General features: G+C 38.9%; 21 protein-coding genes. 5 read left to right on the plus strand and 16 right to left on the minus strand.

Annotation, left to right across the window (positions count from 1 at the left end):
• Positions 1-238, plus strand: a 238-nt coding sequence (locus H4J61_RS17780; protein WP_220461309.1) for a hypothetical protein, incomplete at its 5' end; no start/stop codon positions are given.
• Positions 239-982: 744 nt separating this feature from the next.
• Here H4J61_RS17780 and glmS read toward each other — a convergent pair.
• The 3 genes from glmS to glmU form a co-directional block, all read right to left on the minus strand.
• Positions 983-2,815: a glutamine--fructose-6-phosphate transaminase (isomerizing) gene (gene glmS, locus H4J61_RS17445; protein WP_182186614.1), complete on the minus strand. Its 1,833-nt coding sequence runs from the start codon at positions 2,813-2,815 to the stop codon at positions 983-985.
• Between the two features lie 14 nt (positions 2,816-2,829).
• Positions 2,830-3,591, minus strand: coding sequence for a DeoR/GlpR family DNA-binding transcription regulator (locus H4J61_RS17450; RefSeq protein WP_182136235.1), 762 nt, complete (start codon positions 3,589-3,591; stop codon positions 2,830-2,832).
• Between the two features lie 439 nt (positions 3,592-4,030).
• The gene (gene glmU / locus H4J61_RS17455; RefSeq protein WP_182186616.1) at positions 4,031-5,392 is read right to left on the minus strand and encodes a bifunctional UDP-N-acetylglucosamine diphosphorylase/glucosamine-1-phosphate N-acetyltransferase GlmU; all 1,362 of its coding nucleotides are present in this window, start codon (positions 5,390-5,392) and stop codon (positions 4,031-4,033) included.
• A 272-nt stretch (positions 5,393-5,664) separates the two neighbouring features.
• Between glmU and H4J61_RS17460 the strand changes: the two genes are divergently transcribed.
• Positions 5,665-8,007: a Tex family protein gene (locus H4J61_RS17460; protein WP_182186618.1), complete on the plus strand. Its 2,343-nt coding sequence runs from the start codon at positions 5,665-5,667 to the stop codon at positions 8,005-8,007.
• Between the two features lie 494 nt (positions 8,008-8,501).
• On the opposite strand, the gene H4J61_RS17465 is transcribed toward H4J61_RS17460, so the two are convergent.
• Positions 8,502-9,536: a DcaP family trimeric outer membrane transporter gene (locus tag H4J61_RS17465; RefSeq protein ID WP_182186620.1), complete on the minus strand. Its 1,035-nt coding sequence runs from the start codon at positions 9,534-9,536 to the stop codon at positions 8,502-8,504.
• A 140-nt stretch (positions 9,537-9,676) separates the two neighbouring features.
• Positions 9,677-10,174: an acyl-CoA synthetase gene (locus H4J61_RS17470; protein ID WP_182136231.1), complete on the minus strand. Its 498-nt coding sequence runs from the start codon at positions 10,172-10,174 to the stop codon at positions 9,677-9,679.
• 287 nt (positions 10,175-10,461) lie between these two features.
• Between H4J61_RS17470 and H4J61_RS17475 the strand changes: the two genes are divergently transcribed.
• On the plus strand, positions 10,462-12,747 hold the full coding sequence (locus tag H4J61_RS17475; protein WP_182186623.1) for a DPP IV N-terminal domain-containing protein: 2,286 nt from the start codon (positions 10,462-10,464) through the stop codon (positions 12,745-12,747).
• 180 nt (positions 12,748-12,927) lie between these two features.
• Here H4J61_RS17475 and H4J61_RS17480 read toward each other — a convergent pair whose 3' ends face one another.
• Both H4J61_RS17480 and H4J61_RS17485 read right to left on the minus strand, forming a co-directional pair.
• Positions 12,928-13,488: a YceI family protein gene (locus H4J61_RS17480; RefSeq protein ID WP_182136229.1), complete on the minus strand. Its 561-nt coding sequence runs from the start codon at positions 13,486-13,488 to the stop codon at positions 12,928-12,930.
• A 14-nt stretch (positions 13,489-13,502) separates the two neighbouring features.
• Entirely contained in the window at positions 13,503-14,072 is a 570-nt protein-coding gene (locus H4J61_RS17485; protein ID WP_220461311.1) for a cytochrome b, read from the minus strand.
• Positions 14,073-14,283: 211 nt separating this feature from the next.
• Here H4J61_RS17485 and H4J61_RS17490 point away from each other — a divergent pair, with 211 nt between their 5' ends.
• Positions 14,284-14,595, plus strand: a complete 312-nt coding sequence (locus H4J61_RS17490) for a TraR/DksA C4-type zinc finger protein (RefSeq protein WP_182186625.1) — start codon at positions 14,284-14,286, stop codon at positions 14,593-14,595.
• An 11-nt stretch (positions 14,596-14,606) separates the two neighbouring features.
• Positions 14,607-14,855, plus strand: coding sequence for a YdcH family protein (locus H4J61_RS17495; protein ID WP_182136227.1), 249 nt, complete (start codon positions 14,607-14,609; stop codon positions 14,853-14,855).
• 119 nt (positions 14,856-14,974) lie between these two features.
• On the opposite strand, the gene H4J61_RS17500 is transcribed toward H4J61_RS17495, so the two are convergent.
• The 9 genes from H4J61_RS17500 to atpE all read right to left on the minus strand — a co-directional run bounded on the left by H4J61_RS17500 (position 14,975) and on the right by atpE (position 22,120).
• Positions 14,975-15,721, minus strand: a complete 747-nt coding sequence (locus H4J61_RS17500; protein ID WP_182186628.1) for a complement resistance protein TraT — start codon at positions 15,719-15,721, stop codon at positions 14,975-14,977.
• Positions 15,722-15,773: 52 nt separating this feature from the next.
• The gene (locus tag H4J61_RS17505; RefSeq protein WP_182186690.1) at positions 15,774-16,055 is read right to left on the minus strand and encodes a hypothetical protein; all 282 of its coding nucleotides are present in this window, start codon (positions 16,053-16,055) and stop codon (positions 15,774-15,776) included.
• A gap of 432 nt (positions 16,056-16,487) precedes the next feature.
• A complete protein-coding gene (locus H4J61_RS17510; protein WP_182136225.1) occupies positions 16,488-16,907 on the minus strand; it encodes a F0F1 ATP synthase subunit epsilon in 420 nt (139 codons plus the stop codon).
• A gap of 46 nt (positions 16,908-16,953) precedes the next feature.
• On the minus strand, positions 16,954-18,339 hold the full coding sequence (atpD, locus tag H4J61_RS17515) for a F0F1 ATP synthase subunit beta (RefSeq protein ID WP_182136224.1): 1,386 nt from the start codon (positions 18,337-18,339) through the stop codon (positions 16,954-16,956).
• A 58-nt stretch (positions 18,340-18,397) separates the two neighbouring features.
• Positions 18,398-19,258 (minus strand): F0F1 ATP synthase subunit gamma, encoded by an 861-nt coding sequence (gene atpG / locus H4J61_RS17520; protein ID WP_182136223.1) that lies wholly within the window; start codon positions 19,256-19,258, stop codon positions 18,398-18,400.
• Between the two features lie 27 nt (positions 19,259-19,285).
• Entirely contained in the window at positions 19,286-20,827 is a 1,542-nt protein-coding gene (gene atpA / locus H4J61_RS17525) for a F0F1 ATP synthase subunit alpha (protein ID WP_182136222.1), read from the minus strand.
• A gap of 13 nt (positions 20,828-20,840) precedes the next feature.
• Positions 20,841-21,374, minus strand: a complete 534-nt coding sequence (gene atpH / locus H4J61_RS17530) for a F0F1 ATP synthase subunit delta (RefSeq protein WP_182136221.1) — start codon at positions 21,372-21,374, stop codon at positions 20,841-20,843.
• A gap of 14 nt (positions 21,375-21,388) precedes the next feature.
• The gene (atpF, locus tag H4J61_RS17535) at positions 21,389-21,859 is read right to left on the minus strand and encodes a F0F1 ATP synthase subunit B (RefSeq protein ID WP_182136220.1); all 471 of its coding nucleotides are present in this window, start codon (positions 21,857-21,859) and stop codon (positions 21,389-21,391) included.
• A gap of 33 nt (positions 21,860-21,892) precedes the next feature.
• Positions 21,893-22,120 (minus strand): F0F1 ATP synthase subunit C, encoded by a 228-nt coding sequence (atpE, locus tag H4J61_RS17540; RefSeq protein WP_077284459.1) that lies wholly within the window; start codon positions 22,118-22,120, stop codon positions 21,893-21,895.
• Positions 22,121-22,168 lie beyond the last annotated feature (48 nt).

The following is a 22,168-nucleotide window of genomic DNA, read 5'->3' on the forward strand; positions in this document are numbered from 1 at the left end:
TTTATTTTTCTATTTTTTTGTTTTTGTTTTTGTTTTTGTTTTTTTGCTCTTGGTCTTTTTCACTCCCCATTTTCGTAAAACAAAGCAAATCAGTAATTTTGGGCACAAAAAAACCATTAAGAGTGCTTCCAACCTATCGTCCCTGGATGCGCTACTAATGGTTTACTCCCTTAACTTCAAGCAGGATTTTTTCTTTTCCATGCCATTAATCGTAAAGATAGCACAACTCATCGCATAAGTTCACTTTATTTATGCTACTAATTTTATCCGCCAAAAAGAGACTTTCTGGCGCTACTGCGCTTTAAATAAGTACAGCAACTTAAGCATCTTAATTAGCCGTTACAAAACATTGTTCATTCACCGTCAACACAAATATTATTAGGCACTGAAATATACTCACTAAACCTAATTTATCACTAACAAATTAGGTAAGATTTTACTGATGTAAAAAGTATCAACAATAGAAAAACTGCGCCAAAAGTAAGCTTATCTTAATAAATAATGAATATAGCTAACGTCTACCTTCGAAATCAAAATAAAAATCAATCATGCCAGTTACTGCAAGTTCTGATGCATGGGCGCATCACAGTTAGTAAAAAATGATTAAAGTGTTGTCGTGATGGTTCAATAAATCCGCTAATGCTATGCATTTAGTTAGCTGGAATCAATATTTACAGAGCCTTATCTGGTCTGACGGTGGGCACTAGCAATAGCAGAAAATAATCCTGCATAATGCTAAATTTTTATGACATTGTCTGAATATTTAGCTCAATGAACTGTATGTTTTTTTTGTCAAATATAACCGTATTCTTTGCCTTAAAATAAATACATTAATGATGTTTGTTAATGTATTTATTTTGCTTATCTCAACCCCAGCAACAAAAAAGCAGCCTGATATTAAGGCTGCTTTAAAATGTTCTTATCTACTTTTCAGTTTACAATGTTATTTAACTGCTAGAGTTTTTAAACCCATAACAGCAAATTATTCAACCGTCACCGACTTGGCTAAGTTACGCGGTTGGTCAACATCGGTACCTTTGATAATGGCAACATAGTAAGACAGTAATTGTAGCGGCAAGGTGTAAACGATAGGGGCAATTAAGTCATCACATACAGGCACATTAATCACTTTCATGGTGTCATCGCTGCTGAAGTTAGCGTCTGAATCAGCAAATACATACATTAAACCACCACGAGCACGTACTTCCTCAACATTGGATTTTAACTTTTCAATTAAATCGTTTTGAGGTGCTACAACGATAACGGGCATTTCGGCGTCAATTAACGCCAGTGGCCCATGTTTAAGTTCGCCGGCAGCATAGGCTTCAGCATGAATGTATGAAATTTCTTTCAGCTTTAATGCCCCCTCCATCGCGATAGGGTACTGATCACCACGTCCTAAAAATAACGCATGATGTTTGTCAGCAAAATCTTCTGCTAAGTCTTCAATTGAGCCCGCAAGTGCTAACACTTCTTCTAGCTTACTCGGTAAGGTCATTAATGATTGCGCAATTTCGGTTTGCTTGTCTTTTGACATACCGTGATGCTGACCAATTGCTAAGGTCATCATTAATAAGCCCACCAGTTGAGTGGTAAAGGCTTTTGTTGAAGCAACGCCTATTTCAGCACCCGCTTTAGTCATAAAGGCTAAGTCAGATTCACGTACTAATGAGGAACCGTCAACATTACATATCGTTAAACTAGCTTGATAGCCTATTTGTTTAGCTAAACGCAAGGCGGCTAAAGTATCAGCAGTTTCGCCTGATTGTGAAATAGTCACTAACAAGGCATTTTTAGGTACATGCGACTGGCGGTATCTAAATTCACTGGCAATTTCTATATTACATGACACGCCAGCTAAGGCTTCTAACCAATAGCGTGCCACCATACCTGAATGGTAACTGGTACCACAGGCAATAATTTGCACATGTTCAATTTTTTGAAAAATATCATCAGCGCCTTCACCAAAGGTATTGATGTCTAAAACGTTACCCAATAAGCGACCTTCCAAAGTATTACGAATGGCGGTAGGTTGCTCAAAGGTTTCTTTTAGCATGTAGTGACGATATTCACCTTTATCGCCAACATCATGGCTAACCGCAGACTCTTTCGCTTCGCGTGTTACAGGCTTGCCGTTAGTATCAAAAACGTTCACTTCAAAACGCGTAACTTCGGCAACATCACCTTCTTCTAAGAAGGCAAATTTACGCGTCACGGGTAATAGTGCCAACATATCTGAGGCAATAAAATTTTCACCAACACCGTAGCCAATCACTAATGGGCTACCAGAACGTGCAACCACCACACGGTCTTTGTCGCGAGTATCAAGTACAACAGTGCCATAAGCCCCGGTTAATTGTTTTACAGTCGCTTGAACAGCACTTAACAAACTATTGGTGGATTTTAATTCATGATGCACTAAGTGAGCGATAACTTCTGTGTCAGTTTCAGAGGTAAAGCTATAGCCTAAACCTTGCAAACGAGTGCGTAAAGCTTCATGATTTTCAATAATACCATTGTGCACAACCGCAATGGTTTCTGACGAAATATGCGGATGTGCATTAGCTTCACTTGGTGCACCATGTGTTGCCCAACGTGTATGCGCAATACCCGTACCACCCGCTATTGGGTTAGCATGTAATGCATCAGCAAGCTCTTGCACCTTACCTAAACGACGGGCGCGATTAAGTTGGTTATTATTATCAACAATTGCAACACCAGCAGAGTCATAACCACGATATTCTAATCGCTTTAAACCTTCTACTAAAATGTCTGCTACATCGCGCTGTGCGACAGCACCAACAATTCCACACATATTCTCTATCCTTTTTAACTTGCTATAACGAGGTTAACGCCTTGTTTGATAATTTCACTTCGTACGTTTTCAGGCATATCTGCATCTGTGATCAACGTGTGAATCTTACCCCAAGGTAATTCTAAATTAGGTATTTTACGATTAAGTTTTTCTGAATCTAACATCACGATAACTTCACGAGATACTTCCGCCATAACTCGGCTTAAGCCTAGCAGTTCATTAAATGTTGTTGTACCGCGAGCTAAATCAATGCCATCGGCACCAATAAATAGCTGATCAAAATCATAAGAGCGTAAAACACTTTCTGCCACTTGCCCTTGAAATGACTCCGAATGCGGGTCCCAAGTACCACCGGTCATCAATAATGTGGGTTCATTTTCTAGCGCATGTAAATCAGACGCTATAGCAAGTGAATTAGTCATCACCACTAGGCCTTGTTTCACATTCAACTCCCGCACTAACGCTGATGTTGTGCTGCCACTGTCTAAAATAATACGATTATGGTCTCTGATCAGCGATGCCGCTGTTTTTGCGATCATTATCTTTCGTTTCGAAACTTTATCTGTTTTCGGCGCGATAATTTCATGAGGTAAAGGTACTGCGCCACCATATCTGCGCAGCAGTAAACCACTATTTTCTAATACCGCCAAGTCCTTACGGATAGTAACTTCTGAGGTATCAAACATTTTTGCAAGCCTATCAACACTTACTTCACCTAGGTTGCTTAGCTCGGCAATAATGGTGTGACGACGTTGCTGAGTATTTCGTTTTGACATTGCTTTCGTTTTACTCTTAAAAGTTTCGGTTTAAAACTTAGCTATTAAAACAAAAGCTGAAAATAAAAACAATATTTATCTAAAAATCGGGCATCAATTTAGTTAACTATTGATTAACTCTCATCGGGTTTTCAGCGTAAATGAGTATTTTTGAGCTCATTATCCGTTGACCGTTAGTTTATTGATAATAAAAATTATATTGGTTGGCTGAGCTATTTTATAGCTAGATAAAATGGCTCAATATAAGCTATTTATTTAATAACTAGTTGTTCTAAATATGAAATAAATAATGTCGTTGTTGATTATTTTAACGAGTCGAAATACTCACAAAGTGAGTGTTATGGGTATAAGTTATGGTAAAAAATAAAATGCACGCCTTGTTAGACTCGTGCATTTTTCTCATGATAACTTTTAATAGGCTGATACCAAGGATATAAGGTTATTTTTTACTTGGGCGTTTCCAACCAACAATATTACGCTGTTTACCACGCGCCACACTTAATTCATGATCATCAACATTTTTAACAATAACTGAACCGGCGCCAGTTGTGGCCATTTCACCAATAACAACAGGTGCTACTAATGAGGCATTTGAACCGATAAAAGCCCCCGCGCCGATAATTGTTTTAGCTTTATTTACACCATCATAGTTACACGTAATAGTGCCAGCACCAATGTTAGCGTTAGCGCCTATTTCTGCATCACCTAAATAACTTAAATGGCCCGCTTTTGCACCTTCGCCTAAGCATGTTTTTTTCATTTCAACAAAATTACCCACATGAGCATCACGTTTTAATTCTGTGCCGGGGCGAATACGAGCAAACGGACCTACTGAGGCTAGCTCACCAATAATGGCACCTTCGATCATGGTATTAGGTTTAATGTCAGCACCTTTGCCGATAGTACAATTTTTTAAAATACAATTAGCGCCAATGGTCGCGTTATCGGCAATATCAACATTGCCTTCAAAAATACAGTTCACGTCAATCACCACTTCTTGACCCACGCTAACATGGCCACGAATATCAATACGGTTAGGATCACGTAAACTCGCGCCAGCTATCATCAAGGCTTCTGCTTTTCTTATTTGATACGCGCGTTCTAGACCGGCCAGTTGCACACGGTTGTTGGCACCTTCTACTTCAATTTCACTATCAGGGTGGGCCGTGGCAATAAGCTTACCTTCTTGATGACAAGCGGCAATAATGTCAGTTAAGTAATATTCACCTTGGGCGTTATCGCTTGATAAATTGGCTAACCAGCGTTTTAAATCACCGCCATTGGCCAATAAAATACCTGTGTTAGCTTCATTCACTAACAGTTGCTCAACAGTGGCATCTTTTTGTTCAACAATACCAACCACTGTGCCTGAGCTATCGCGCATAATACGACCATAGCCAGCTGGGTTAGCTAAATGCACGGTTAATAACGCCATGCCATTATCAGGCTTAGCGGCAATTAAACGCTGTAATGTGCTGACTTTAGTTAAAGGAACATCACCATAAAGCACTAATACATCTTCATCGTCAGATAAAAATGGCGATGCCATATCAACAGCATGACCTGTGCCTAATTGCTCTTTTTGTTCCACAAAGGTTAAATCATCACCCGTGACCTTGGCTTTAAGCACATCGCCGCCAAAACCATAAACCAAGTAGATATTTTCGCTATCAACTTGACGTGCAGCGTCAATAACATGAGAGACCATCGGCTTTTCAGCAACGGGATGAAGAACTTTGGGTAAAGCAGAGCGCATGCGAGTGCCTTTACCCGCAGCTAAGATAACAACAGAGAGAGCCATAATTTGTCCGATTATTTTTATAAAGTTACATAATACAAGTTGTCATTAAGCATAAATTGATTAACTTGGCATTAACGTATGCCAACATTGTAACGTTAAATTAAATGCTTCTCTATTAAAATCATATTAAGCGCTTAACCTGTATAGTTTTTTCTCGCTGACAAGAAAAAATCTTAGCCGGTATATCGCACCTTGCGAGCGTTTGGGTATATACTATGTACAACAAATAGACGGTAAACACCCCACTTTTATTCAACTAGGATCCCGTATAGATGACCCCCATTGCTGAGCAAATAGCCAAAGAAATTGATGTAAAAACCAGCCAAATAAATGCGGCTATAAACTTATTAGATGAAGGTTCAACGGTTCCTTTTATTGCTCGCTATAGAAAAGAAGTCACTCAAGGGCTTGATGACAATCATTTGCGTTACTTAGCGCAACGCTTAGTTTATTTGCGAGATTTAGCCGATCGTCGAAAAGTTATTATGACCAATATCGAGCAACAAGGTAAATTAAGCCCTGCGTTAGCGGCTGAACTCAATAATGCCGACAATAAAACTCGTTTAGAAGATCTTTACTTACCTTTTAAACCGAAAAGAAGAACCAAAGGGCAAATTGCGATTGCTGCGGGTTTAGAGCCTTTAGCCAATAAAATTTATAATAATTGGCAACTTAACCCTGAACAGGAAGCACAAGCCTTCATCAATAAAGAGCAAGGCTTTCTTGATGAAAATTCAGTACTTGAAGGTGCGCACTATATTCTGGTGGAGCGCTTTGCCGAAGACGCTAATTTAATTCAAAAATTACGTCGTCACTTACTTAAGCAAGCACACCTTTGCAGTAAATTAATCAAAGGCAAAGATAAAGCCGCAGCAAAATATCGTGATTACTTTCAGCATTCCGAATTATTAAAGTCGGTGCCATCACACCGTATGCTTGCTATGTTACGCGGTCGTAATGAAAAATTATTATCATTAAGTATTGATGTCGACCCCGGCCAAGAAGGTGCATTTTCAAGTGCACAACAGCTGATCACCGAGCATTTCAATTTGCGCTTAACTGGGCAAGCCGCGGCAACGTTTTTAACCAAAGTGGTACAAACAACCTGGAAAATAAAGTTAAGCCAAAGTTTGGAAACAGAATTATTAGGTCAATTACGCGAACAAGCGGAAATTGAAGCGATTAAGGTTTTTTCACGTAATTTAAACGACTTAATGATGGCGGCGCCAGCAGGACCCAAAACAACCTTAGGTTTAGATCCCGGTCTTAGAACCGGCTGTAAATTGGCGATTGTTGATGCTACCGGTAAATTATTACAAACGGCGACTATATTTCCTCATGCGCCACAAAATCATTGGGATAAATCAGTACGTACTTTAGTTAATTTATGCCAACAACATAAAGTCGAATTAGTCGCGATAGGTAACGGCACGGCTTCACGTGAAAGTGACCAGCTTATCGCCGATGTTATTACTAAGTTAGAAACTAATAAGCCCACCAAAGTGATTGTCAGTGAAGCCGGCGCATCAGTCTATTCAGCATCAGAATTTGCCGCCAAAGAGTTTCCCGATTTAGATGTGTCAATTCGCGGTGCGGTATCTATTGCACGCCGCTTACAAGACCCCTTGGCAGAGCTAGTGAAAATAGATCCCAAAGCCATTGGTGTTGGTCAATATCAACATGATGTCAGCCAAAGTCAACTCAGCCAAACCTTAGACAATGTTATTGAAGATTGTGTTAACGCAGTAGGGGTTGACTTAAACAGTGCTTCTGCCGCTTTGTTATCACGGGTTTCAGGTTTAAACAAAACCATGGCAAATAATGTCGTTAGTTTTCGCGATGAACACGGCCGATTTAACAATCGCAATGAATTAAAAAAAGTCGCTCGCTTAGGACCAAAAGCCTTTGAACAAGCCGCAGGCTTCTTGCGCATAAGCCAGGGTAATAACCCGCTAGACTATTCAGGCGTTCATCCTGAAACTTACCGCTTAGTTGAGCAAATATTACAACAACTCGACACTGATATCAGTCAAGTAATGGGTAATATATCAACACTAGAAAAAATTAATATCGACAGCTTAACTAGCGATGCTTTTGGTGCGCTAACCATTAAAGATATTATTAGCGAATTAGAAAAACCCGGTCGTGATCCTCGTCCGGAATTTAAAACCGCCACTTTCCAAGCCGGTGTTAATACCATTAACGACCTTAAAGTGGGCATGATACTCGAAGGGGTTATTTCTAACGTAGCGAATTTTGGCGCTTTTGTTGATGTGGGTGTGCATCAAGACGGTTTAGTGCATATTTCTTCACTGACCGATAAATTTGTCAGTGACCCGCATGAAATTGTCAAAGCCGGTGAAGTGGTCAAAGTTAAAGTGACGGAAGTTGACCCACAACGCAAACGCATCAGTTTAACGATGCGTTTAGATGAAACAATAGCACAAGCAAAAAGTCAGCCTTCAGGACAGTCTCAAAAAGCACAAGATAACGACAAAAGTACTAAACCACCACAACAGAGCAGAAATAAGGCAAAAACACAGCAACCAAAAGCCTCAAATAATGCCGCTATGGGTAATGCCTTTGCTGACGCTTTTGCCAACCTAAAAAAATAACTATAACTTATGGTTAAGTTAGCCGTTATGAGCGGTCAGTTATAGGTTAAAAGCAAGCGCCATAAAGATAGCAGAAACCACTAAATCAAGATGGATATTCATCAACGTGGATATTTTTACATGGAGGTAAGTCATTAGAGTAATGCAAGGAGCAATTACCGGATGGCTATGAATGGGATGCAGAATGCACTAAGGCCGTGAAGCTATCGATGGCCTGAACATCGTCATTATTTCACATCAACATGCATGGACGCATTAATGTCGTAATGCCATGTTCTTACATCGACGTAAGTCATTAGAGTAATGCAGGCGCAATTACCGAGATGGCAAGAAGCGAGTATGTGATCATGACAGACTTCTCATCCTGAACATCGTCATTCTTTCACATCCATATGATCATGACATACCCTTCATCCTGAACATAAAAAAGGGGAAGCAAAAAGCTTCCCCAAAAACAACCTCGGTTGGGAGGTTAACTAACGTAAGATGTTAAACTAAAGCACGTATTTAGCTGAAAATTGTACGTAATCTGAATCAGCATTTTGATCTACAGATTCAAAGTTGCCTACTTCGACACCAAATGAAAGCTCTTTGGTGTAGCTTTTAAAGAGGTTAACGCCCCAATGTCTTCTATCGGTATCAGCAACTTCTGTTGATGTTTTACCGTAAAATGCAGTGCTGCGAATATCATCACTCCAAAAATGGCGATAAGCAACCATATAAGATTTTGACTCTTCTACTTTTTCGCCCACTAAATCACGCGCGGCTACTACACCAACGTAACGTCCGGTTTCACCACCGTGGATTTGAAAACGTAAATCATCTTTACCATATGTGTTGATTTTACCCGTAATACCGTAACCAAATGCTGACTCAGAATTACCACCAACAGTATTTAATTGACGCGCCAAACCGGCAACAGAAACATTACCCCAGTCACCATTAAAGGTATACTTAGCAACAACGTCAGGCATAGAATCTTGACTTGAATCACCTTTGTCAGATTCAGGGTTTTCTAAGGCAACTTGAAAGTTACCTTGGGTATAACGTACTTGCCCTTGTCTAATAAACGCAGAGGCATTAAGCGGGCCACCAAAATCAACGCCATCAACTAAAGCACTGGTATTGACAAATGTTGACCAAGTTTGACCAACTAGAATATTTTTATATTTGATAAATGCGTGACGTAATCTTGGATTTGATGAGTTTGAAACAATTTCATTACCACCGCCGCCATGAAGATCAAACTCAATAAAGCCAGTTACATCACCATGAACATATTTAGTATTAATGCGCGTCTCTGTTGCACGAAAGCTAGTGCGAGAAATATCGCCAACGTTACCTGCACCGACCCAATAATCATTAACGATACTGTTAATGTTACCGTCAACATATCGTGCGTCTAATTTGACATAACCACCAAAAGTAATGGTATCTTTGTCTGACAATTTAATTTCATAACCAGCAGTTGCACTGCCGGCCATAGCCAAAAGACCTGTTGCTAATAAAAGCTTTTTCATCTTAAACATTTTTACTTTCCCCGTCTGTTATTGATCTTAGAGCAACAAAAGATATGCTCTGGTCGTGTTTTTATCGTTTTTATCGTTTTAATTTTTGATAGCGTATTTTTAATTAAAATTAAAAACCGTTATCGTTTTTTTTATAATTTTTATGCTGCATAATTCATGGTTATATTTTGAGACTTTAATATTTTTCTAGAAACATTTTTGTTTTGAGCAATCGGTAATTGATCAACAAATTTGATGGTATCAGCCTGAGCAAAGTCACCCAAACAGCCAACAAGTTTTGCATTAATAGTGTTTGATAGTGTTGATAATTCAGTCGCTGGGTTATTTAACTCAACATAGACATGAATCGCATTGCCTTTTTTCTCGTGAGGAACGCCAAACACAACGACCTGATTAACATCGGCTAATTGCTCAATAAACTCTTCTATTGTTTGGTTAGCAACACGATAACCACTGACTTTATCAGCAGCAGTAGCTTGTGACACTAACCAGATATAATCTTGCTCGCGAGCTAATAACGTATCTTCATTAATAAAATTTTTGTCACTGAAATAAAACCATTCACCATTGCTCGACTGCAACCAAGACAATTGTGCTTGTTGACCACTCTGATCACTATGATTAAACAAGTTCGGCATATTACTCTCTATTTCATCACTTTGATCGAATTTTAATCAAAGCTATTTATTATGTTAGTAACAGTAGAGAGTTAGCGTTAGTTTATAAATTAGACCTAAGTCTAAAATTGACAAAAAATAACCTAGACTTTAGTCTAGATAAAGTAAAAATCAACGAATTAACGGCAAGTGAATGGTTAGCTATCGCAATCAATATTCATCTGGTCGAAAATCTCCACAGTACCGTTATCAGAAATGATAACATCTTAAAAATCCTATTTTTATAACTGATAAAATCAAGGTTATTCATGGTTTCAAAAATAAAATCTATATCATCAAGCACAGTTTTAGCATGCCTAGCTTTTAGTGTTAATGCTGAATCACTCAACATTGAAAAATACCAACAAGCTGAGCGTCAACTGAGCAAACACACCGAAAAATTAGTTGTTGGCACAGTAGAATATCCAAGCTGGACTGAAAACAATAAGCTGATTTATAGCAGCCAGACCCAGCAAGGCAAACAATTTTTTATCTTTGACGCAGTCACAAAAGAAAAGAAATTGGCCTTCGATCATCAAAAACTTACCCGCGCATTAGCTCGCCTTACTGAACAAGAAATAAAACCAGAAAATTTACCTTTTAATCGCTTTGAACTGATAAGTGAAAAAATAATTTCGCTAACTTTAGATGATAAATTATACCAATGTAATATTGATAATTACTTATGTCAACTGAGTGCAATTGCGATTAAAGACAGTGAGTTAGTTTCGCCTAATGGCAAGCTGGCAGTTTATATTAAAGCGCACAACTTATGGCTGCGTAACCTTAATGATAATAGCGAGAAACAATTAACCACTGATGGGATAGAAAACTTTGGTTACGCCACCAATAATGCAGGCTGGGTTCGCGGTGATAAGCCGGTAGTAAAATGGTCACCCGATTCGAAAAAACTCACCACCTTTAAACATGACAGCCGAAACGTTGGCGAAATGGCTATCGTGTCTACCGCGGTTGGTCACCCTGAAATTGATGTTTGGAAATATCCATTACCGGGTGATAAAAACATCTTCAAAATTCACCGTGTAGTGATTGATATTGAGCAAGCGAATGTAGTAGTGCTAGATATGCCTGCCGATGATCACAGATCAACCATAACAGACCATGTTGCTGGTAGTGATGGTAGTTTGTTAGACGTTGACTGGTCGAGCGACAGCAGTCATTTTGCCTTTGTCTCATCAACACGCGATCACAAAACTGCAAGCTTAAAAATAGCAGATGCTGTAAGCGGTAAAGTGCGTACAGTATTAACTGAAACTGCCGAGAGCTTTTTCGAGTCAGGTGTTAGTGGCATTAGTTGGCAATACCTTGATCAAAGTAATGAGTTTATTTGGTTTTCTCAACGCTCAAATTGGGGGCATTTATATTTAGTTGATGCCATAACGGGTAAAATTAAAAATCAAATAACCCAGGGCGATTGGACCGTTTTAGAATTACTCAATGTTGATGAAAAAACGGGGAAACTTATTTTTTCTGCTGCGGGTAAAGAAGCTGGAGATCCCTATTTTCATTATCTTTATAGTATTAACAAAGATAGCTCAAATTTTACCTTATTAAGCCCTGAGCAAAAGCATCACCGTATTACCTTGAGCACCAATGCTGAATATTTCTTAGACCGAGTCTCAACACCAAACCAAGCAGAAACCAGTTTTATTCGCAGCACTAACAGTAAATCAGGTTTTATCATCGAACAAATGGACATTACCAAGCTTACCGATACCGGTTGGCAAGCGCCTACGCCATTTATTGTTAAAGACCGTAATAACGAGCATGACATCTATGGACTAATGTATAAGCCTAGCGATTTTGACGCCAGTAAGTCTTATCCTGTGGTCAATTATTTATACCCTGGTCCGCAAGTCGGCAGTATTCGTGGTCGTCATTTTAGAAGCGCTAGAGGTGATAACCAAGCAATTGCTGAACTTGGCTTTATTGTTATCGAAATTGACGCCTTAGGTACACCTGGTCGGTCAAAAAGCTTCCATGAATTTTATTATCAAAACATGGGTGATAGCGGCATTCCAGACCAAGTGTCAGCCATTAAACAACTCGCAAAAAAACATCACTGGATTGATAGTACCCGTGTTGGCATTTGGGGCCATTCAGGTGGTGGATTTGCTTCAACACGCGCTTTGTTAACTTATCCAGACTTTTATTCAGTGGCTGTTTCACAAGCCGGTAATCATGACAATAGAAACTATGCGGATGAGTGGGGTGAAAAGTATCATGGTATGTTAGTAAAAAATGAAGATGGCACCAGCAACTACGACAGCCAAGCAAATCAATTAATCGTTGAAAACCTAAAAGGTAAGCTACTTATTGCCCATGGTACAACTGATACCAATGTACCACCCTATAACACTCTAATTGTTGTAGAAGCGTTAATTGCAGCTAATAAAGACTTTGATATGCTGATGCTACCGAACCGTGGTCATGGCTTTGCCAGAAAGCCGTATATGATGCGTAAACGCTGGGATTACTTTGTACAGCATTTACTGGCATTAACACCACCAAAAGAGTTTACCTTTAGCGAGTAATTATATAAGCCCAATATAGCGGTATTAATAGCAGCCGATAGCGTAAAAATATCGGCTTTTAACTCGCGTTAATCTTATCTCGTTAACAACCCAATTAGGTTGATGAAATTAACCTAATTGGGTTATAAAATTTAAGCGAAAAAAAAGGGCACATGGCCCTTTTTCAATCAACTTTATTTATTACTGGCGAATACCTTCAATATGTAAAGTCAGATCTACTTTGCCATAATCTTTTTTAAAACCAAAGTCTGCCATAGCAATAGTGGCCGTACCGCTAAAGCCGGCACGGTAACCACCCCAAGGATCATCACCTTCACCGACTTTAACGGCGTCAATGGTTAATGGGTGAGTAATACCGTGCATGGTAAAACTTCCTATTATGGCAAGTTTACCATCACCTTTATCTTCAACTTTGCTGCTAGTAAATGTCGCTTGTGCATATTTGCTAACATCTAAAAAATCATCTGAACGTACATGTTTGTCACGTTTAGCATGATTTGAATCAAAACTTGAGGTATCTACAATTACCTCAATTTTAGCTGCAGAAACATTATCTTTGTCATAAGAGAAGTTACCTGAAAAGTCGTTGAATCGACCAGCAAGTACACTAAAACCCAGATGGCTCGCAGCAAAATTAATCGAGGCGTGAGCCCCTTCAGTATCAATAACATAATCAGCGGCTAAAGCTGGTATTAGTACACTCGAGGTTAATAGAGCGCTAGCAAGTAATTTTTTTTTCATATCAGTTCCTTTAATTATTTATCTGTGGTTTTAGTCATACGTTTTAGCGTGACGTCTTGGTCAATAAAATGATGTTTTAAGGCAGCTAATGCATGCAATAACGCGAAAATTATTATGCCGTATGCTACGTAATAATGTACCACACCTGCAATATCTTCCTGGTTTTTTATCCCCAGTACCCATGGTATAACCTTAAACCAATCAAAAACAGCAATGGCTTTATCATTAGCACTGGTGATCAAGTAACCAGAAATTAAAACAGTAAACAGCGTGATATACAAAATAAATATCATTAAAGCTGAAGCTTTTTTCTCAAAAGCACTATGACTAGTTATTGCACCGGGAGAGCCGGCAATACGACGCCACAACAATCTAAATATAGTGACCATGAATAAAAGTATCCCAACACTTTCATGCCAGTGCGGGGCTAGTTGATACCATTGACTTGAGTAGTTTAACTCGACCATCCAAAACCCTAAGGCAAATAACGAAAAAACCGTTAAGGCCGAGAGCCAGTGTAGTAATTTACTCAGCAAGCCGTATTCTTGCTGACTGTTTTTCCACGACACTTTATTGTGAACCATTTTCTTTCTTGATGATGACTGGGCTATTTAGTTTAGCTACTCACTAACAAAAAACCCAGTTATTTAGACGAAAAATAATACCTTTGGTCGCCATTCGCTGACTAAGTTTTAACCCTTAAATAATGTAAAAACTTGAGCAAATTATTGCGCTAGATCAAAACAGATAGCAACTAGAGGCTTAAAATGAATTGAGGCTTAAGGAGGAATGCTAATGAATAAAGAAATTCTAAGTAGTTTATTAGAAAAAAAATCTGAACTTCAAAGACGTATTAGTGCAATTGAAGCAGACTTTAAAAAAGGTCGTTCTCAAGACTTTTCTGAACAAACTTGTGAAAACGAAAATAATGAAGTGCTTAATGAAATTCATCACGAAGCTAAAATTGAACTAGGCTTAATTAACCAAGCGTTAACTCGTTTTGAAAATAATGAATATGGTTTTTGCAGCCAATGCACTGAAGTTATCAATCCAGAGCGTTTAAAAATATTACCTTATATCAATACTTGTATTAATTGTGCTAAATAGGAGCAACCCTAATGATAGAAAAACACGCTTTACACCATGAATTTCCAGAATTAGAAAAAGAAATCCATCACTTAAAAGTGCAAGATGCACATTTTGCCCGCTTATTTAAAGATTATCATCAGTTAGATAAAGAAATTTACCGTATAGAGGTTGGTGTTGAGTCAACATCAGATACGTATTTAGAACAACAAAAACTAGCCCGTTTACACTTAAAAGATGAGTTATATACTTTACTAAAAAAAGCACAGTTGTCAGCATAAAGTCAGTAATAGTTAAGTCATAGTTAAGTCATAGCTAAGCTATGGTTAGGTTATAAAAAGCCACAACGCTTAAAAAAATTGTGGCTTATCAACATAACTAGCTTATATCGGCTCAACCATTAAAAAAATGCCGACATTGCATAGGCTGTTTTATCGAACATTAGTGGCTGCGCCTCTTCAAGTTCTAAATTAGCTTTATTTGCTGTAGTCACCACTCTGGTTCTATACTCTTTCATACTTGTTGCCTCTGAATAAGTTTGAGTGCTTGCGCCATCATCAGATATTTTAGTATTCACTTTTGAGTCACGACGAACAATAACGCCTTTTTTAGCACGCTCTTTAATTTGTATGTCAGCAACAAGTAAATACACCACATCTTGCACATAAGCGTTTGCAACCGTTGAAGCTAACCCAACAACAAGACCTGCTGCTGCTGCACCTCGATATGAGCCACCAGTAGCTGCTGATGCTACCGCACCTATACTTGCACCTTGAAAACCCGCACTTAATGCTGATGCTGCCGCTTCAGGTGTAGTTTTTTCTAAGTTTCTGACAAAAACACTCATCCTATACTGAGATTTCTCAGGATCATTTGTCAAAGTATAGCCATTACCACTATTAACTAATTGGTGAGAAAGTGCTTTTCTAAATGAAACACGATCAAACTCCATTACCGCACTCCTAACCTCTAAATAAATTTTTCTTTTATTTGCTGGCACAGGATCAACAAATATAGATGTACTTATTTTTGTTTGTACATCTAAGTTCCTTTTAGCCACTGAGGTGTGAATTGCCGAGCAACTCGCCAGTGTAGTAATAATTAAACCAACAAAACTGAATTTGAGTAACATCTTCCATCTTTTCATAATATTTCCTTTATATAGTTAGATTTACAGCCCTGTGATAAATAATATTTTTCTAATAATAATAGCGGCCATGATAACGATAGTAATATTGACAGTTTCTATATTGAGTCCAGTTATGACGTAATAAATCTCGACATGTGTAACCTCGACGCCAATAGTTGCCACTATACTCAGGCGGCTTAATATTTTTTTCCAACATACTTTTGATATAGGAATTGACTTCTTCTGGTCGTTCAGCGAGAAAAGGTTTAGAAAAAACCTCTGCGTTCATATCTGCTTGTGCTTTTGCTAAAGCATCGTCTTCTTCACTAGCACTAGCACTAGTAGCAAACATGAAACTGAAGACAAAAACCAAATATTTCAAGGCCTTAAAAAAACACTGCGGAAGTGAAAATATACGTTTGTGATACATATTTACCCCTTAAGTAATGTCAACACTATGGTTCTACTATATACCTCTATAGTACGTTTTTCGTACAAATTCAATTTTTTTCAAAAAAAATCTAGTCAAATGCGCTGCTAATGACTCTAGCTAACTTTAAATTTGTCTATAATTATTTTCTTACTTTGACGGGAAGTTATTAATTTAAAACAATGAGGTAGGGTTAAAATGATCGTTGGATTGGCTGAATTAAGTGGCTAAGTGGAGTAGTGGAGCAGTGGAGTAAACATTTTTTCAGCCATCATAAATAATAAAAAAGCGACTATTTACCGAAGTAAAAGTCGCTTTTTTTTTATCACTAAAACTTAATGTAAAACGCGGAGGTTATTTTTTACTTGTTGCTTGGATAACACGTAATTGCGCAACAGCACGAGCTAGTTCAGCTGCGGCTTCTGCGTAATCAACATCATTACCATGTTCATTCAAGTGTTTCTCTGCGCGTTCTTTAGCCTGTAGTGCCGCTTGTTCATCTAAATCAGCGCCACGTACCGCGATATCCGCTAATACAGTAACGTTATTTGGTTGAACTTCTAGCATACCGCCAGAAAGATAAATGATTTCTTCATCACCACCTTTTTTAACGATTCTTGCCATACCAGGTTTTAGTGAGGTCAGCAAAGGTGCGTGACCAGGCATAATGCCTAATTCACCTTCGCTACCTGTGATCTGTAATGATTCAATGCTACCCGAAAATAAACTTTCTTCAGCGCTTACAACATTCAGATTTACAGAAAGTAATGCCATTTGACCTCCTAATAGGTGACTAACTTATGTTAATCACCAGCCTTCATTACATGTTTTTAGCTTTTTCAGCTGCTTCTTCAATAGAACCAACCATGTAGAAAGCCTGCTCAGGTAAATCATCATACTCGCCTGCAAGTAATCCTTTAAAGCCACTAATTGTGTCTTTAAGTGATACATACTTACCAGGAGATCCGGTGAATACTTCAGCAACAAAGAAGGGTTGAGATAAGAAACGTTGAATCTTACGTGCGCGATTCACCGATAATTTATCTTCTTCAGATAACTCATCCATACCTAATATGGCGATGATATCTTTAAGTTCTTTGTAACGTTGTAATGTTGATTGAACGCCACGAGCTGTTTCATAATGCTCAGCACCAACTACTAACGGGTCTAATTGACGCGAAGTAGAATCTAGTGGGTCAATTGCAGGGTAAATACCTTGCGAAGCAATATCACGACTCAATACAACTGTTGCATCTAAGTGAGCAAAAGTAGTAGCTGGAGAGGGATCAGTCAAATCATCTGCTGGTACGTATACCGCTTGGATTGAAGTGATTGAACCTTTCTTCGTTGAAGTAATACGCTCTTGCAATACGCCCATTTCTTCAGCAAGTGTTGGTTGATAACCAACCGCTGATGGCATACGGCCTAGCAATGCAGATACTTCAGTACCAGCTAAGGTGTAACGGTAAATATTATCAACAAAGAATAATACGTCACGACCTTCATCACGGAATTTTTCAGCCATTGTCAAACCAGTAAAGGCAACACGTAAACGGTTTCCTGGAGGCTCGTTCATTTGACCGTAAACAAGTGATACTTTATCAAGTACATTTGAATCGTTCATTTCATGATAGAAATCGTTACCTTCACGAGTACGCTCACCTACACCAGCAAATACTGAGTAGCCGCTATGCTCGATCGCAATGTTACGAATAAGTTCCATCATGTTAACGGTTTTACCAACACCAGCACCACCGAATAAACCTACTTTACCACCCTTAGCGAATGGACAAACTAAATCTATTACTTTGATACCAGTTTCAAGTAGTTCATTTGACAACGCCTGGTCAGCATATGCTGGCGCTTGACGGTGAATTGACCACTTTTCTTCTTCACCGATTGGGCCAGCTTCATCGATAGGCTCACCCAATACGTTCATAATGCGACCCAATGTACATACACCTACTGGTACTTGGATGTTACTACCTGTGTTTTCTACGTTCAGACCACGACGCAAACCATCTGATGAACCCATGGCGATAGTACGAACTACACCACCACCTAATTGCTGTTGTACTTCTAGTACTAAGCCTGAAAGGTCACCTTCAGTTACATTTAACGCGTCATATACCTGAGGTACAGCATCTTGTGGAAATTCTACATCCACAACTGCGCCAATGATTTGGACGACTTTACCTGTACTCATGTTTAATCCTCTAATCTTGTGCTCTTATTTACTAATAAAATAAACAAAGAACCTTTGCTTATACCGCTGCTGCACCAGCACAAATTTCACCCAACTCTTGAGTAATACTTGCTTGACGCGCTTTGTTGTATACCAATTGTAAATCATCAATTAAGTCACCCGCATTATCAGTTGCAGATTTCATTGCAACCATACGAGCGGCTTGTTCACAGGCTAGGTTTTCAACCACACCTTGATATACTTGAGATTCTGTATAACGTACCAATAAATGTTCAAGTATTGCTTGAGCATCAGGTTCGTATATATAATCCCAGCGATGCTTAATAGCGTCATCATCTGACTTAGGCAAAGGTAAAAGTTGATCGATTGTCGGCTTTTGCGTCATGGTATTAACAAACTTGTTATATACAATGAACAATCTGTCTATCTCACCATTATCATAGGCATTTAGCATAACCTTCACACTACCGATTAAATCGGTTAGCGATGGGCTATCACCTAATCCTGAAATTTGTGAAACAACTTTAGCACCCATATTGTTGAAAAATGACGTAGCTTTAGAACCCACTACGGCAAATTCAACTTCGGCACCAGCTGTTTGGTGTTTACCTGCATCAGCAAGTACTTGTTTAAATAAATTAATATTTAAACCACCACACAAACCACGGTCTGTTGAGACAACGATATAACCTACGCGCTTAGCTTCACGTTCAACCATATATGGATGACGAAATTCTAAATTACCAAGCGCGATGTGACCGATCACATTTCGCATATTTTCAGCGTATGGACGAGAGGCAGCCATGCTTTCTTGCGCTTTACGCATTTTGCTTGCTGCAACCATTTCCATTGCGCTGGTGATCTTCTGTGTATTTTTTACACTTCCGATCTTCGATTTTATCTCTTTACCACCGGCCATGACTATTCTCCGAAAAGGTTAACTAAATTACCAAGTTTGAGTAGCTTTGAAAGCTTCAATCGCTTTCGCTAAACCAGACTCGATATCTTTGTTATAGTCGCCTTTTTCATTGATAGTAGCCATCAACTCAGCGTGGTCATTGTTTACGTATGAACGTAATGCATCTTCAAAATCAACAACTTTGTTGATAGCGATATCATTTAAAAAGCCTTTTTCTGCGGCAAATAAAGATACAGCTGTTTCAGCAATTGACAATGGGCTGTATTGCTTTTGCTTCATCAATTCAGTAACGCGTTGACCATGCTCTAATTGAGCACGTGTAGCGTCATCTAAATCTGAGGCAAATTGAGCAAAGGCTGCTAATTCGGCATATTGTGCTAATGCTAAACGAATACCACCACCTAATTTCTTGATGATTTTAGTTTGAGCAGCACCACCAACACGTGATACAGAAATACCAGCGTTAACCGCAGGACGAATACCTGAGTTAAATAGGTTAGATTCTAAGAAAATCTGACCATCGGTAATTGAGATTACGTTAGTAGGTACGAATGCAGATACATCACCCGCTTGCGTTTCAATGATAGGTAATGCTGTTAAAGAACCTGTTTTGCCTTTAACTGCGCCTTTTGTGAAACGTTCAACGTATGCTTCGTTTACACGAGCAGCACGTTCAAGTAAACGACTGTGAAGATAGAAAACGTCACCTGGGTAAGCTTCACGGCCTGGCGGACGACGTAAAAGTAATGAAATTTGACGGTAAGCAACTGCTTGCTTAGACAAATCATCATATACGATTAGTGCATCTTCACCACGATCTCGGAAGTATTCACCCATAGTACAGCCAGAATATGCTGACAAGTACTGAAGTGCGGCTGCTTCAGAAGCGCCAGCGACAACAACGATAGTATTATCTAACGCGCCGTGTTCTTCTAATGAGCGAACTAAGTTAGCAACCGTAGAGGCTTTTTGGCCAATAGCTACGTATACACACTTAATACCTGTGTCTTTCTGATTGATAATTGCATCTAATGCGATTGCAGATTTACCAATTTGACGGTCACCAATGATAAGTTCACGTTGGCCACGTCCAATTGGAATCATTGAATCGATTGATTTAATACCTGTTTGTACAGGTTGATCAACAGACTTACGATCGATTACACCTGGTGCTACCATTTCAACTGGTGCAAAACCATCGTTTTCGATAGGTCCTTTACCGTCAATTGGCTCGCCAAGTGTGTTAACAACGCGACCTAATAAGCCACGTCCTACTGGTACTTCTAAAATACGACCAGTACATTTTACTTTAACGCCTTCAGCTAGATCCGCATAAGGACCCATAACTACCGCACCGACCGAATCACGGTCAAGGTTTAAAGCGATAGCAAAGCGATTGCCAGGAAGTTCAATCATCTCACCTTGCATTACGTCTGCAAGACCATGAATACGAATGATACCGTCAGTTACAGAAACGATAGTACCTTCATTACGAGCTTCACTAACTACGTCAAACTGTTCAATACGACTCTTGATCAGTTCAGCGATTTCAGTGGAATTCAGTTGCATACTCTGTTCCCCGTTAGGATTGCATTATTGTTGCTAAGCGGTTCAATTTACCTCGTACTGAACCATCTATTACCATGTCACCAGCTTTTATTACTAAGCCAGAGACTACGTTTGCATCAATGTTACAATTAAGTTTTACTTTTCGAGCCAAACGCTTTTCAAGCGCAGCGCATAATGTAGTTTCTTGTTCTGCTGTTAATTCAACAGCAGACGTTACATCCACAGAAACTGTTTTCTCATGTTCCGCTTTTAATTCACGAAACTGAGTAACAACTTGTGGTAGCACCAATAAACGTTGATTTTCAGCCATCACTTTAATTAAGTTTTGGCCATTGCTATCAAGTTGAACATCACAGACTTTCAAAAAAATGTCTTGTGCTTGTTCTACTGACGCGCCACCAGAAAGATAATTCTTTATAGTAGTGTCGTCAGCAACTTGTGCAGCGAAAACTAGCATTTCTAACCAGTTTTCGACTGTATTCGCTTCGATAGCAAAATCAAACGCCGCTTTAGCGTAGGGACGAGCGATGGTTGTCAATTCAGACATAAGCTCATTTCCCTCTAAAGTTCAGCTACAAGTTTATCTAAAATGTCGCTATGTACAGCGGCATCGATTGAACGCTCAAGAATTTTCTCTGCACCAGCAACTGCTAAAATAGCAACTTGTTGACGTAGTTCTTCTTTTGCTTGGTTACGTTCAGTATCAATTTCTGCATGACCTGACGCTAAGATTTTATCTTTCTCAGCATGTGCTTTAACTGCAGCTTCTTCAATTATCTGAACTTCACGCTTTTTAGCAGCTTCTACAATACCTGCCGCTTGCGCTTTAGCTTCTTTTAATTGTGCTGTAGCTTTCTCTTGAGCAAGCTCAAGATCTTTAGCCGCACGGTCAGAAGCAGCAAGCCCATCAGCAATAATTGCTTGGCGTGCTTCGATGGCACCAATAATTGGTGGCCATACATACTTCATACAAAAAATTACGAATACGATAAATGCGATTAATTCACCAACTAAGGTCATATTAAGATTCATTTATGTATCTCCTATTAAAATTCGCGTTATAAATTAAGCTGGAACACCAACTGCGAATAATAGGTATAAGCCGATAGCAACACCGATCATAGCAATAGCATCGATAAGACCTGCAACGATGAACATTTTAACTTGAAGTTGAGGTGCTAATTCAGGTTGACGTGCAGCAGACTCTAAAAATTTGCCACCAAGTAAACCAAAACCAATCGCAGTACCAAGAGCACCTAGACCGATTAATAAAGCAACAGCGATATATAACATATTTATCTCCGATTATTTAAGTAAAGTTATAAAGTTTAAAAACTAAGG

The organism is Colwellia sp. MB3u-4 (genome assembly GCF_014077065.1).
In the GTDB taxonomy this organism is placed as follows: Bacteria; Pseudomonadota; Gammaproteobacteria; order Enterobacterales; family Alteromonadaceae; genus Cognaticolwellia.

What these genes read in the sequence shown, in the direction of transcription:
- H4J61_RS17500 (WP_182186628.1), bottom strand. Translation starts at nt 15,721, where the DNA reads ATGAAAAGATGGAAGATGTTACTCAAATTCAGTTTTGTTGGTTTAATT.
- H4J61_RS17510 (WP_182136225.1), bottom strand. Translation starts at nt 16,907, where the DNA reads ATGGCATTACTTTCTGTAAATCTGAATGTTGTAAGCGCTGAAGAAAGT.
- H4J61_RS17480 (WP_182136229.1), bottom strand. Translation starts at nt 13,488, where the DNA reads ATGAAAAAAAAATTACTTGCTAGCGCTCTATTAACCTCGAGTGTACTA.
- H4J61_RS17490 (WP_182186625.1), top strand. Translation starts at nt 14,284, where the DNA reads ATGAATAAAGAAATTCTAAGTAGTTTATTAGAAAAAAAATCTGAACTT.
- atpG (WP_182136223.1), bottom strand. Translation starts at nt 19,258, where the DNA reads ATGGCCGGTGGTAAAGAGATAAAATCGAAGATCGGAAGTGTAAAAAAT.
- glmU (WP_182186616.1), bottom strand. Translation starts at nt 5,392, where the DNA reads ATGGCTCTCTCTGTTGTTATCTTAGCTGCGGGTAAAGGCACTCGCATG.
- H4J61_RS17495 (WP_182136227.1), top strand. Translation starts at nt 14,607, where the DNA reads ATGATAGAAAAACACGCTTTACACCATGAATTTCCAGAATTAGAAAAA.
- H4J61_RS17465 (WP_182186620.1), bottom strand. Translation starts at nt 9,536, where the DNA reads ATGTTTAAGATGAAAAAGCTTTTATTAGCAACAGGTCTTTTGGCTATG.
- H4J61_RS17460 (WP_182186618.1), top strand. Translation starts at nt 5,665, where the DNA reads ATGACCCCCATTGCTGAGCAAATAGCCAAAGAAATTGATGTAAAAACC.
- H4J61_RS17505 (WP_182186690.1), bottom strand. Translation starts at nt 16,055, where the DNA reads ATGTTTGCTACTAGTGCTAGTGCTAGTGAAGAAGACGATGCTTTAGCA.
- atpE (WP_077284459.1), bottom strand. Translation starts at nt 22,120, where the DNA reads ATGTTATATATCGCTGTTGCTTTATTAATCGGTCTAGGTGCTCTTGGT.
- H4J61_RS17450 (WP_182136235.1), bottom strand. Translation starts at nt 3,591, where the DNA reads ATGTCAAAACGAAATACTCAGCAACGTCGTCACACCATTATTGCCGAG.
- atpH (WP_182136221.1), bottom strand. Translation starts at nt 21,374, where the DNA reads ATGTCTGAATTGACAACCATCGCTCGTCCCTACGCTAAAGCGGCGTTT.
- H4J61_RS17485 (WP_220461311.1), bottom strand. Translation starts at nt 14,072, where the DNA reads ATGGTTCACAATAAAGTGTCGTGGAAAAACAGTCAGCAAGAATACGGC.
- H4J61_RS17470 (WP_182136231.1), bottom strand. Translation starts at nt 10,174, where the DNA reads ATGCCGAACTTGTTTAATCATAGTGATCAGAGTGGTCAACAAGCACAA.
- atpD (WP_182136224.1), bottom strand. Translation starts at nt 18,339, where the DNA reads ATGAGTACAGGTAAAGTCGTCCAAATCATTGGCGCAGTTGTGGATGTA.
- atpA (WP_182136222.1), bottom strand. Translation starts at nt 20,827, where the DNA reads ATGCAACTGAATTCCACTGAAATCGCTGAACTGATCAAGAGTCGTATT.
- atpF (WP_182136220.1), bottom strand. Translation starts at nt 21,859, where the DNA reads ATGAATCTTAATATGACCTTAGTTGGTGAATTAATCGCATTTATCGTA.
- glmS (WP_182186614.1), bottom strand. Translation starts at nt 2,815, where the DNA reads ATGTGTGGAATTGTTGGTGCTGTCGCACAGCGCGATGTAGCAGACATT.
- H4J61_RS17475 (WP_182186623.1), top strand. Translation starts at nt 10,462, where the DNA reads ATGGTTTCAAAAATAAAATCTATATCATCAAGCACAGTTTTAGCATGC.